This window comes from Pseudomonadota bacterium, from assembly GCA_036339585.1.
Lineage (GTDB): Bacteria > Pseudomonadota > Alphaproteobacteria > UBA8366 > UBA8366 > UBA8366.
On the sequence record JAYZAS010000002.1, the window covers coordinates 19,291 to 32,077 of the forward strand.

10 protein-coding genes are annotated in these 12,787 nt (G+C 46.6%); 4 read left to right on the top strand and 6 right to left on the bottom strand.

Going from position 1 to position 12,787, the window contains the following annotated elements:
- The first annotated feature begins 27 nt into the window (after positions 1 to 27).
- Both xseA and VX941_01760 read left to right on the top strand, forming a co-directional pair.
- On the top strand, positions 28 to 1,440 hold the full coding sequence (gene xseA, locus VX941_01755) for an exodeoxyribonuclease VII large subunit (GenBank protein ID MEE2932130.1): 1,413 nt from the start codon (positions 28 to 30) through the stop codon (positions 1,438 to 1,440).
- Positions 1,437 to 2,255: a M23 family metallopeptidase gene (locus VX941_01760; GenBank protein MEE2932131.1), complete on the top strand. Its 819-nt coding sequence runs from the start codon at positions 1,437 to 1,439 to the stop codon at positions 2,253 to 2,255. Before xseA ends, VX941_01760 begins: the two co-directional genes overlap by 4 nt.
- Here the strand turns inward: VX941_01760 and lpxK are convergent.
- From lpxK to VX941_01780, 4 genes are read right to left on the bottom strand one after another with little or no spacing between them, the layout of a single operon-like run.
- Positions 2,252 to 3,202 (bottom strand): tetraacyldisaccharide 4'-kinase, encoded by a 951-nt coding sequence (gene lpxK, locus VX941_01765; GenBank protein ID MEE2932132.1) that lies wholly within the window; start codon positions 3,200 to 3,202, stop codon positions 2,252 to 2,254. The two genes, VX941_01760 and lpxK, sit on opposite strands and share 4 nt — an antisense overlap.
- A complete protein-coding gene (locus VX941_01770; GenBank protein ID MEE2932133.1) occupies positions 3,189 to 4,484 on the bottom strand; it encodes a 3-deoxy-D-manno-octulosonic acid transferase in 1,296 nt (431 codons plus the stop codon). The genes lpxK and VX941_01770 overlap by 14 nt, the downstream gene beginning before the upstream one ends.
- Entirely contained in the window at positions 4,481 to 5,284 is an 804-nt protein-coding gene (locus tag VX941_01775; protein ID MEE2932134.1) for a lysophospholipid acyltransferase family protein, read from the bottom strand. The genes VX941_01770 and VX941_01775 overlap by 4 nt, the downstream gene beginning before the upstream one ends.
- Entirely contained in the window at positions 5,220 to 7,070 is a 1,851-nt protein-coding gene (locus VX941_01780; protein MEE2932135.1) for an ABC transporter ATP-binding protein, read from the bottom strand. Before VX941_01780 ends, VX941_01775 begins: the two co-directional genes overlap by 65 nt.
- Before the next feature lie 290 nt (positions 7,071 to 7,360).
- Here VX941_01780 and VX941_01785 point away from each other — a divergent pair, with 290 nt between their 5' ends.
- Positions 7,361 to 7,843 carry a hypothetical protein gene (locus VX941_01785; protein MEE2932136.1) on the top strand — a complete coding sequence of 161 codons (483 nt, stop codon included), beginning with the start codon at positions 7,361 to 7,363 and terminating at the stop codon, positions 7,841 to 7,843.
- A 303-nt stretch (positions 7,844 to 8,146) separates the two neighbouring features.
- Here VX941_01785 and VX941_01790 read toward each other — a convergent pair whose 3' ends face one another.
- Complete coding sequence (locus VX941_01790; GenBank protein ID MEE2932137.1) at positions 8,147 to 9,157, bottom strand: COX15/CtaA family protein; 1,011 nt, start codon at positions 9,155 to 9,157, stop codon at positions 8,147 to 8,149.
- A gap of 374 nt (positions 9,158 to 9,531) precedes the next feature.
- On the opposite strand from VX941_01790, the gene VX941_01795 reads away from it, so the two are divergent.
- Positions 9,532 to 9,978, top strand: a complete 447-nt coding sequence (locus VX941_01795) for a MarR family transcriptional regulator (protein MEE2932138.1) — start codon at positions 9,532 to 9,534, stop codon at positions 9,976 to 9,978.
- Between the two features lie 8 nt (positions 9,979 to 9,986).
- Here VX941_01795 and VX941_01800 read toward each other — a convergent pair whose 3' ends face one another.
- Positions 9,987 to 12,743, bottom strand: coding sequence for an ATP-dependent DNA helicase (locus VX941_01800; protein MEE2932139.1), 2,757 nt, complete (start codon positions 12,741 to 12,743; stop codon positions 9,987 to 9,989).
- Positions 12,744 to 12,787: the final 44 nt, after the last annotated feature.

A 12,787-nucleotide genomic window follows, 5' to 3' on the forward strand; every position in this document is an offset into this window, starting at 1 on the left:
TATGGATTACTTTTCCCGATATTGAATATGAACGGTAACATTGTTTCAAACAAAGCGGAATATTCGGTCTCGGAACTTTCTGCCGCGCTCAAACGCACTGTCGAAAGTTCGTACGGATATGTGCGTGTGCGAGGAGAAATATCAGGTTTAAAACGTGCAGCCTCTGGCCACATGTACATGACTTTGAAAGATGACAACGCCGTAATAAGTGGCGTCTGTTGGCGCGGTGTGGTTAGTCGCCTAAATGCTAAACCTGAAGACGGGCTCGAAGTGATAGCGACAGGAAAAATTACCACCTACGCTCAGCAGTCAAAATATCAGATAGTCCTAGAGCAAATAGAGATTGCAGGCGAGGGTGCCCTCCTCAAGCTGCTAGAGAACCGTCGAAAAAAGCTTGCTTACGAAGGTCTGTTTGATGAAGAAAAAAAACAACCCTTACCTTTTTTACCTACGCGGATTGGCGTAGTTACTTCTCCAACAGGAGCAGTTATCCGAGATATATTGCATAGAATAGATGATCGCTTCCCGCGCGACATTCTGCTTTGGCCAGTACTCGTGCAGGGAGAAAAGGCCGCGCAGCAAATAGCCGATGCTATCAATGGTTTCAATGCTTTTAATCGCGACAATCAGTTTCCGCCTCTAGATCTATTGATTGTAGCACGGGGAGGAGGCAGCCTAGAAGACATGTGGCCCTTCAACGAAGAAATCGTAGTTCGAGCAGTTTCAGATTCTAGGATACCGCTGATTTCTGCTGTAGGTCACGAAACTGATACGACGCTTATAGATTATGCCGCAGATCAACGAGCGCCGACGCCAACTGCAGCAGCGGAGATAGCCGTACCTGTGCGGAACGAGCTTAAAGTAGCGGTCATAAGTTTGGGCCGTCGCCATCTCTCAGCTATAGTTCGAAGGACTGAAGAAAATCGTATCCGGCTTGAAGGAATCTGCCGCGGTCTTCCAGACCTAAAAATGTTACTAGCAGGCCATAATCAAAGGCTAGATATCGCCATTGAGCGCCTTGACCAAGGGGGTATCCGACTTCTAAAAGCACTCGAGGCGTCTTTATCGGCATTAGGTCGACATAATAAGCCGCCGCATCAAATCATTAATAATAACGCCAAAATATTATCGCGAGAAACTGAAACACTGCGCCGGGCAGGACAACACTTAATACAACGACGGGTGCAACAGCTTAAAGCATTCAGCGAACTTCTTGAGAGTGTCTCCTTCAGGCGAATCATTGATCGCGGCTATACAGTGATATGGGACAAAAATGGCAGCCCAATAACCTCAGCCGCTGCAGCCACTGCTGGGACTCAGGTCGTTGTGGAGTTCACCGACGGGAAAAAAAATGCAGTTATTAATGATGACCTCCAGAAAAAAGGAAAAAAATCCCGTGTCGCATCTAATCCCAACGGGCACCAAGGAGAGCTGCTTTGAAACATATTATCTGTTGGATATGTTCCATCTTATTTTTTTCTTGTGCGGCAGAGGCTCTCACACTCAATGGCAACTTTACCCAAGGTGGTCTTGTAATCGGTCGTACCACAGCAGAGACGATAGTTATCTTCAACGAAAGAAAAATACGTGTCTCACCAGAAGGGATTTTCGTTATAGGATTCAACCGGGATGCAAAACCAATCGCACACCTCAAACTTATATATAAAAATGGTCAAGTCCATCATAGGATTTTATCAATCATCGAGCGGAAATACAAAATAGAAAAGATAGTAGGTTTACCCTCTGCTAAAGTGTCGCCTCCCGGGAAGGTGCTAGCTAGGATAGAATTTGAGGCCAAGCTAGTATCCAAGGCGCGCGAGATAGATACGCCAGCTATCCATTTCCTTCAAAATTGGATGTGGCCCGCCGAAGGAAGAATAAGTGGTGTATATGGTAGTCAACGTGTTCTCAACGGTTTACCTAAAAGACCTCATTACGGTATTGACATAGCTGCACCGACAGGCACAAAGGTTGTAAGCCCCAACTCGGGCATAATACGAATGGTACACAAGGATATGTATTTGTCCGGCGGCACTGTGATAATAGACCATGGCCACGGTGTTTCGTCCACATTGTTACACCTAAAGTCTATAGCCGTGAAAGAGGGCCAACCTATCACACGGGGCGACGTAATCGGTACAATAGGATCCAGCGGCAGGGCTACGGGGCCACATTTAGATTGGCGCATTAACCTATTCAAACGACGGTTGGACCCTGAACTTTTGATGCATCCTGGCTCAAGGACTAGAAACTAAGCGACTTTACTAAGCAGTGCCTCAATTAATTCTTCATTCTCCCATTTTATTTCTACAGGGAGTGTGATGATCGATTTCAACGTAGTCAGTGGTAACCGAACCATGTCTTTCTCTGTTGTAATAATGAGGTCTTCATCGCATTCCTTTTTGGCTAAAATTGTTTCTATTTCGTGAATGCTGTAGGGGTGGTGATCAGGGAAAGAATGAGTCGATATTACCTCGGCTCCCAGTTTACGGAGGCTTTCGAAAAATTTTTCTGGTCTACCTATTCCGGCAAAAGCAATGACCTTTTTACCTACAATTTCGTCTCCAAAAACAGGCTGCATTTTGGCCCGTAGAATAGGTTTGTCTGTGTCTATTTCTAAAAACGGTGGCCCGATCGATATGATAGCATCTGCTCTCATAAGCCCATCTTTGATCGGTTCGCGCAAAGGGCCCGCCGGTATTACTCTGCAATTTCCAAATCCGTATCCTCCATCAACAACCACGAGTGAAAGCGCTTTCTGTATGTTTGGATTTTGGAAACCATCATCCATAACAACTACCTGCGCTCCGTTAGCAGCAGCGGCCCGAGCGCCAGCCGGTCGATCAGTGGATACAAAACAAGGCGAACGCCTGGCAAGAAGCAATGATTCATCACCAACATCCTTATAGGTGTGCAACTTCATATCTACCATTACAGGGCCCTTTAATTGGCCCTTATAACCGCGGGTCAGAAAATGACTGCGCACACCCCTCGCCTGTAGACGAGAACCTATATCAATTGAAACTGGGGTCTTTCCTGCCCCACCAACTGTAAGATTTCCGACACATATTAGAGGTACCGGGACAGGTTCCGGCAGCCCCATCTGCTGACGATACCTGCCTATCGAAGCAACAATCCAACTCGCCGGAATCAGACAGCTTGATACGATACCTTTTTCATTCCAAAAATTAGGCATCTGCATCAATTTCATTCCCAAGGGCTGATATGACTATTGGTTTGATTACATCGCAAACTCGATCAATCACGTCACTGTTGATCTTTGCAACCATCTCTGCTGCCCTAGTCCTTTCTGACCAAAGTTCGCGATCCTCAAACATTTGTCCTACAACTGAGGCCAAATGCTTCGCGTCGTGAACTGTCACTGCACCTCCGTCAGCCAGTAATGCGTCAGCTACGCCTTGAAAATTTACCATATCGGGCCCTTGTACAATGGCGCAGCCGAGCTGAGCTGCTTCAAGTGGATTGTGGCCGCCATGACGCCCCATACTTCCCCCAATAAAAGCTATTCTAGCGAGCCGATAAAAGAGACCGAGTTCGCCGAGGGTATCAGCAATATAAATCGTTGTATCAATTGTAATCTTTTCCCCCGTGGACCGCCGAACACACTGATGACCACGACGTGCTAATTCAGTCTCAATTTTGAGTGCCCTTCCCGGATGGCGTGGGACTATTATGGTCAACAAGTCCGGGACCTTAGAAAGCAATGCCGTGTGCGCATTTGATACCATCACCTCTTCACCAGCGTGAGTACTTGCAGCCACCCATACAGAACGCCCACCAATATCATTCTGTAAAGATTCTAATCGAGCGGCATCGAACCTCAGAGGTTCAGCCGAATACTTGAGGTTCCCAAGAGAAAGGACATTATTTGCGCCCAGCTTGCGAAGCCGCCCAGCTTGTTGCTCATTTTGGGCCAAACAAACTTCAAATCCTGAAACTAAGCGAAAAGCAACACCCCCTAACCGCTGCCAAGCACGAAATGCGCTTGCAGACATCCGCCCATTTACTAAGACCGCGGGTATATTACGCTGCACAGTTTCAGTGATTAAGTTAGGCCAAAACTCGGACTCTATCCAAAATGCAATGTCGGGGGTCCAGTGAGCAAGGAAACGGCTTACCCAATGCGGACAGTCGAGGGGTAAATATTGATGGAAAGCTCCTGAAGGTAATCGTTCCTCAAGGTATCCTGCAGATGTAACTGTTCCGGTAGTCACGAGAACCTGCAGGCCAGAATATCCTTCCAGTAAACGGTTAATTAGCACCAAAGCAGACTGGGCTTCTCCAACACTGGCAGCATGCAACCAGGCAAGAGGGCCGGGAGGCCTCGAAAACGCAGCAATCCCTTTGCGCTCTTTAAGACGGAGGAGGTCTTCTTTACCTTTTGCACAACGAAGCTTAAGCAACATACAAGCAAGCGGCGTTGCCAACAATGTGATGACACGATAAATAGCAAGAGTTCTCATATTGCCCTATCAGTTCTCCGTGACAATTCAATTTCATTTGCGTCATCTGGCGATGTTCTCGGATTGCCCAACATTCCATCTGCCAAGTCTGTAATTTCTTGGAGTTTATTCTCAAGTTCGAGGCGCAAACATTCTTTTAATCCAGCGTCGGCATCGCCGGGTATTTCCATTGGTGCACCCCACATCAAAACACCACGACAAAATGGAAGAGGTAAGTTGAATCTGTCCCAACTTTCAAAAACTTTACGCGGCCTGCAAGCATAGGTGAGAGGGATAATAGGCACACCACACATATGAGCTAGCGTTATAACCCCCTCTTTTACGCGCATCCGCGGTCCACTTGGTCCATCCGGAGTTACACCTACAACCTTCCCTTTCTTCAGTAGCCGCGCAATCCCTAATGCAGCGCTCGTCCCACCGTGCCTACGCGAACCTACTACGGTTCTGGTGCCAAAGTGACCAATTGTTCGACTAATAAGGCGACCATCACGATGTCCTGATATCAGAATATGAATCCTATCGGGATATCGCCATGCTAGGAACATCATCAATAATCGACCATGCCAAAAGGCCACGATGAAAGGCTTACCCTTCTCCACCCAATACTCAGGAACTTCTTGACCAATAATCTGCCACCGCCCGGTCCATGCCAGCAGTCTCATGTATGCAAACATTAACCAGCATATAATGCCCTGTACCAAAGACGACCGCGTGACTGATTTAATTAAACCCATCTTAAGCCTTGTTGGCACTAGTTGAGGTGGTTTGCTGGCGTGTAGCTCTATCACCTCCCAAAGCATTATTATCTTCAAACTGAATGCGGCACAATTGAGCATAAAGACCGTCTTCCGCAAGTAAGGACGAATGCGTTCCTTGTTCGACAATCCTGCCTTCATTGAGGACGTAGATTAAATCTGCATTGGTCACTGTGGACAAACGATGCGCTATGACAAGCGTGGTTCGGCCATCAATTAACCGCCCAAGAGCCTGTTGCACTTTTCGTTCGGAGGCTGAGTCAAGGGCTGAAGTAGCTTCATCCAGCAGCAGTATTGGTGTATTCCGTAGCATTGCGCGGGCAATTGAGATGCGTTGGCGTTGCCCACCTGAGAGCTTCACTCCCCGCTCACCGACCTCTGTATCGTACCCGTCAGCAAGCTCCGATATAAACTCATGCGCAGCAGCCGCTTTTGCCGCTTCAATTATTTCAGATTCTTTTGCACCTGGACAGCCATAGGCAATATTAGCGCGTACCGTATCATTGAAAAGAATTACCTCCTGACTGACAAGAGATATTTGTGCCCTCAACGAGTCGAGAGTTGCGTCGCACACATTGACACCATCAATGTTAATTTGCCCATGGTCTGCATCATAAAATCGCGGAATCAAATTGAGAATGGTTGACTTGCCCGCTCCAGAAGGGCCAACCAAAGCTACAGTTTGCCCCGCGGGTGCCAATAAATTGATAGAAGACAGAGCTTGTTTACCTTCCTCGTATGCAAAGCTGATGTTCTCGAAACACACCTCACCTTTTTTTACTTCGAGAGCAATGGCGTCAGGCCCGCTGACTATTTTCGGTTTGTAGTCAATCATAGAAAAAACCCGCTCAGCCGCCGCCATTCCTTGCTGAAGACTTGCATTCAGGTTTGCAAGCCCCCTTACCGGCTGATAGGCAACCACCATAGCAAGAAAAAAAGTTACAAACTGGCCAGCATTTATATCCATAACAATGTCATTATCCCCGGTAATGACTCTGTAACCAGCGTATCCAAGAATGCCTGAGCCGGCTATACCGATCATAATCTCCATAATCGGGTAGGTTCGTGATCTCGTTTTGCCGGCCTTGTAATGAAGATCAAAAACCGTCTCAAATTCTTCTGCCGCCCTACGACGCTCAAAACCCTCCATTCCATCCGCTTTGACCTGACGCATGCCCTTAAAAACCTCGTCAAGAAAACTGGTGATACCTCCAAGTCGTTGCTGGGTCCGATCAGCAATACTCCGCATTCTCTTGCCAATATAAACAATCGGCCAGATACTGGCTGGAAATACAAATATCACCATCAGTGCGAGTTGCCAGTTGGTATGTATCATCACTGCTACTAAAACCAATACTTTTATCAGATCGCGCCCTATACCAGTAAAAGCTTTAGTCACAGCATCTCGAAGGAAAAGTAAATCAATAGTAAAGCGCGAGATTAATTTACCAGTAGCCCCTTTGTTAATAAAAGCTAGATCAGCATCAACAATCCGATGAAACATCTGGTTTTGCATGGCCACGACCACCCTAAGGCCGGTCTTTTGCATCAAAATAGTCTGCCCATAACTAGCAAACCCTTTAACCACTGATATAACGAAGAATAAGACTGGAAGAGCCATTGCGAGGTCTCTATTTCCTTTTCCCAAAACCTCGTTGATGGCGGGTTCAAGCATTTTAACTTGCACACCTGTTGCAATAGCCACAATTAACATAAGAGATACTGCTAATGTAATCTTCCCTATGTGGGCACTTAAATAATTTTTGATCAATCTTTCTGCAAGTTCACGGGTAGATTTATCAAATTGAAATTTGTGGGATTTTTCTGGCACTAAATCACCCATTAAAGGACCGGAGGTTCTCTGAGTTGCGAGCCTCGAAAATTATTAATGAAGTCTGCAGCCTACAACTCCTCGTGCGCTTCCACAACTCATGGAAATTCTTGCAATCGAATACCAATATTTCTGCACATTTACCATTACTATTGATGGCAAAATACTATTCCAAACCGCAAAATTTTCGCCTGAATGATCAAAAATACTCTAAAATATGGGTTTCAAAGACGGGTGGCACAACTTCTGCATTCTAAAATCTCGAATTCTTTCTACTTTGGAGCTTCGATGTGAAAATAATAAAGTCCATCATTGTGGCCGGCACGATTACACTATACATTTCTGGCTGCCAAGTTCTCACCGATCGCGATAACAAAATTGCCGGGGCAACGATTGTTGGCTCAGGTGCAGGAGCATTACTCGCGGCCGAGCTCTACGGGGTGGGCACTGGCGGGGCACTTGCTATGTTTTTACTCGGTTCAGCGGGAGCAGCAGCAGGCTACTACCTGGCTCAGGAATTACTGCCAGAGGAAAAACAAGCTTTGAATGATGCAGCTTATCGAAGCTTAGAGAATGCAGACATAGGAGAGACAATAATCTGGCGTGACAACAAGACGGGCAATCACGGCAGTTTCGTGCCGACTCAAGAATTCGTAGATAAGCAAGGCCGAACCTGTCGTCATCTCCGAACACAGATCACGGTTCGAAACGAGACAATGACATCGACGGCATCAGCCTGCCGATTGCACGATAGCGCTTGGCAATCGGTCTAAAAAATCAGACATTTGATGCTAATAAACAAACGGCTTGAACAAGTGCAAACCTAACCTTTCTTGAGTAAAATATTTGGGCCAAATACAAAAATCACAGGTTGCTTCCACACGAATAACTTTTTTTAATTGTAATGCTGAACCATTCGCACCAACCCAGATCGATTTTAATACTGCCTACTTTGCAAAAAAATTAAGAGTGAAAAAGTTTCCCAAATTTTTTATGTTTTTGGCACACTAGCGCTGTCCTCAAACACAACAGTTATTAATATTTTTTGGTTGGACAATAATTTAAGTTGTTAGCGATTACAGATAAGCTAACCGCAGGCTCAGAACGGCAAGGCAAAATAGTGTGATGGCGCCCAACTGATGAATAACACCTAATCCGGTTGGCACTACAGACAACAAGGTCGCAATCCCAAGAATTAGTTGGAGAACAGCGACGGCTGCTACAACTTTTGATAATCTCAACCATTTTGGATCAATTTCTTGTCGATGGATAATCCAACAAAACCACAATGCAGCTGCGACACTGCAATACGCCAATAAACGATGGTGAAATTGGGCGGCGGCCGGGTTTTCAAATGCGTTTAGCCACCAAATACTTGATGTGTTGTAATCTGACGGCATAAACGTACCGCCCATGGATGGCCAATCGGAATATATCACCCCTGCATTAAGTCCGGCAACAAAACCGCCGGATATTATGGTTAAGAGAAAAATTGTGAAAATCACCCATACCGGCCATTTTCTACTGAGCTCCTCTTTTTGTTTACTATTAAGGTTAAGCCCCACAGCTAGCCAAATAAGGTAGGCCAAGATTAATAAGGCCACAGACAAGTGAGCTACAAGACGATACTGACTTACATCTTCCCGGTCGACGAAACCACTTTTTACCATCCACCAACCAACGAATCCCTGCATACCGCCGAGAAAAAGAAGCAAGATTAGGTGCGGGGTGAGGTGCCGTGGTAGCCGCCGTTTCGCTGCGAACCACAAAAGGGGCAAGACGAATACTAAGCCAATCAGTCGGCCCCAAACTCTATGTATATATTCCCACCAAAAGATGGTTTTAAAGGCTGGCAGCTCCATCCCATAGTGCTGGATACGATACTCAGAGGTTTGCCGATAAAGCTCAAAGATGCGATTCCACTCTGCCTCAGTCATTGGGGGCAACCATCCAAAAAGCGGGCGCCATTCTACCATTGAAAGTCCAGATTCTGTTAACCGTGTAGCCGCACCTATCAACATCATGGCAACCACCATTGCTGCGCAAACGTACAGCCAAGAAGCTATTGGTTTTACGCCTGTATCCATTAACTCCTCTCCATAAATGAATGCCCTGAAAATATCCAAGTCATTTTACAAGAAAACACGCTGTTGACATTACGTGCACACTTCTTTGACTCAAAAACTTATTCGATATGTCGACACATAGTTTTTATGCCGGAGCACGATTAATACTCAAGATATGGCATTCAAAAATACTCTTGCCAACTGCCTCTAATAATTTTTTTAAAATGCCAAGTTGCAAAATAACTCTGAAAAATTTTTGGTGCGGGACAAGAGAAGGACCTTGTGCGATTTTAATCAGCAATGGAATAAAAAAACCACATTTGGTGCTAGCCAAAAGCCATGCGCACTTATAAACTAGTAAAATGGAATATTTGCCTGCATCAAGTCATAAAAGTATGACAGCCGAAAATATCGGATTTCTAATCTGGCGAGTAGTAAACAAGTGGCAAAAAGAACAAAAATCTGTTCTAACAGCCCACAACATAACTCCGGTTCAGCTTCTACTTTTAGCGGGATTGGAGGAGATGTCGTCGGCTTCTGAATCAATTAAGCAATCCGAATTAGCCCATCATTGTGGAGCTGATTCTATGATGACGTCACAAGTTGTTCGGTCGTTAGAAAAACGCAAGCTTCTGAAACGCGACAAACATGAGAGAGATGGACGCGCGATCCAGTTAACCCTCACAAAACGGGGAAAAATTTTGGTACATGAGGTCATTCCCAAAATGCTTGCAACAGACCTTGGGTTCTTCACTGGACTCGGCGAAAGGACTGGTGAATTTGCTGACGCTCTCAAGATGCTCTTGGGAGAACGTCCACGTCGGAGAGTTCCGGCCGCCTAATTTGCGCGTCAAGCCTGTGCAGAAAGTTTTTTATTATTATTAAAAAACTTTCGTGTTTCAGCCACTGCTTCCGCTAATCCAACTGGCTGCACTTCAACGCCGGCTGGAAAAGCTCCTAACAATCGAGACGGCGTCATCGGATCAAGCATGACAAATACGCCACGATCGTCGGCCCTACGCACCAAACGGCCGTAGGCTTGCTTCAAACGGAATCGTGTAATCATATCGTCATATTGTTTCTTCCCGAAAAAGCTTCGCCGAGCGCGATGAAGTATTGTGGGGCGTGGCCAAGGCACCCGATCAAAAACAATCATCCGCAGGCTCTCTCCCGGCACGTCCACACCGTCACGCACCGCATCAGTACCAAGCAAACATGAATTTTTTTCTGCACGGAAAATATCCACTAATGTGGGAAGGTTCCACCGATCTATATGCTGAGAATACAAAGCTAGACCTTCAGCGTCGAGTGTTCCTATGATGCGTTTATAAACTGCTCGCAGCCGGCTAATAGCTGTGAATAAGCCAAGCCCTCCCCCCCCTGCGGCAATGAATAGTTCTCGATAAGCTGCCGCCACCTGATCAAGCTTATCCTTCCGAACATCTTTAATAATAAAAACTCGAGTCAATGCACCATAATCAAATGGGGAGGGAACCTCTGCTCTGATGGCCGCTTTGAGATTATGGCACGCACCGGTTCGCATCTCCGCAGTTTGCCAGTCGAAGTCCGCGTCGCCTGTGCCATCGCGAAGAGTTGCAGAGGTTACCAAGACTCCGTGTGCTGGCCCCACAACTTGTTCGGCGAAAGGTATTGTTGGGTCAATCCAATGGCGGTGCATACCAACATCAAAATCACGCCCATCTAATCGTTCAACACTTAGCCACTCGGCAAACCGCTCGCTAACATTTTCCAGCTCAGAGTTGAGGGATGCCAGCATGTCGCGCCACACGGATACAGGCTGTTCACCGCGGTAAAGGATCGATTGCACCAATCCTTCTATTCGATTGCGACTTTTTGTGTCCAGCTCACTTGCTTGATCATCGAGCTTTGACTCGAGACTTCGTCGAAGTTCTCTTAGTGGCCTCTCTAATAGGTAAAGATCGCCCTCGAGTTTTGACGCCGCTTCAAGGAAATCATCTGACAATTCTATTGTATCGCATTCGAGATTATACGGACTTTTAGAGTCCTGGCTACGACTGTAAACATAAGATCGTATTTGACATAAAAATGCTTCGGCAGGGCCAACCGGGCGCGCATCGACACAGCGTTGATGCCAACCCTCTCCCGGCAAAGACCGCGCAGCCTTCAATACCTTTTCAAGACACGACATTAAATTATCATCATCCGATATCAACCCCTCGATGCGTAGCTTTAGACCCCGCGCACGGCTCCGTGTCCCCAGCTCAGCACCCCGAAGCCATCGACGGAGCTCGGCTGTTTCGCGACCGCTTAAATATGCGGAAAACGCACTGTCAGCTGCATCAAAAATATGATGCCCTTCATCAAAGACCATCCGCGTTGGAGATCTAGCACCAGAGAAACGACCCCGGGTGGCATTGGCCATCACAAGCGCATGGTTGGCGATTACCAAAGTTGCCCGACGAGCTTCCCGAATATTTTTCTCAATGAAACATTTTCCATAATGGGCGCAACTTCCGTATACACACTCACCTCGCCGGTCGGCAAGGTCGAGAGTATGCTGGCGTCCTACAAGGTCTATAAGCCAAGCTGGGAAGTCTCCACCGGTCATACTCCCATCTCGGCTCACCAAAGCCCAGCGCGCTAATAATCCGAGGCCGATTGCATCTCTTTTACGAATGGTTACTTGTTTTACTGAATCCTCAAAGTTTAATAGGCAAAGATAGTTTTCTCGCCCCTTACGAACGACAACTTGCCGCGCCCTCTCCGAACTAATGGGAAAGAGCTTGCACAACTCTTGATCAATTTGGTGTTGGAGATTACGGCTATAAGTCGAGATCCAAACAGGGAATTCATTTTTTTCAGCCCAGAGGCTGGCCGGTGCCAAATAACCTAGGGTTTTTCCAACACCAGTTCCAGCCTCTGCCAATATCATAGTCGGAGCACCTCCGTTTACGCTGGGTTGAAACGCAGCAGATGTAGCGGAGGCATAGTCAGCTTGACTCGGTCGGTCTTCTGACTCAACCCCTACCAATTGCCTTAACCGCTCGCGCGCCTCAACAGGATCAACGCCTTTGTCACTAGGAGGAACCGTTGGCGCATATTCCGACCACTCGGGAAGCTGTGTCCAGATTTTTAGTCCGGCACCTGATTTTGTTGGGTTGTTATTAACTTTTAACGTTGCAAGTAGTGACTCCCCCCAAGACCAACCACCCATAGCCATTGTGTCAATTAGTTCGGCCAAATTGGAACTAGGCAACTCCGCAAATTGCCTAAACAAATTCAAAGTAACACTTCGCAAGATAGAGGCCTCTTCCGGTAGCGATTTAGGCAAAGGTAGTTTTAGTGTTCTGGCCAGGCCGGTTGGGGTCGGTATCGTAAATGTAGCCGGCAAAACGAATGCGAATAATTCGAGAACATCGAATGCTTCAAATAGATTGAGGCCTAACCGACCTGCCACAACAGGCATATGACACAAGATTGGTCTTTTACCTCGAATGATTCGTGATCTTGCATCCTTCAAAGACAGTTCCCGAATTTCGCCGTCTTTTGTCAGCCAAACTGCGGAAGCAACTCCAGCAACAAGAATTGGTGCTTCTTCTAGTCGGAAAGGTTTATTCGTAACCATTACTCTTATTATAACGACACTCCATGAAAAATTGAAAAACGAAT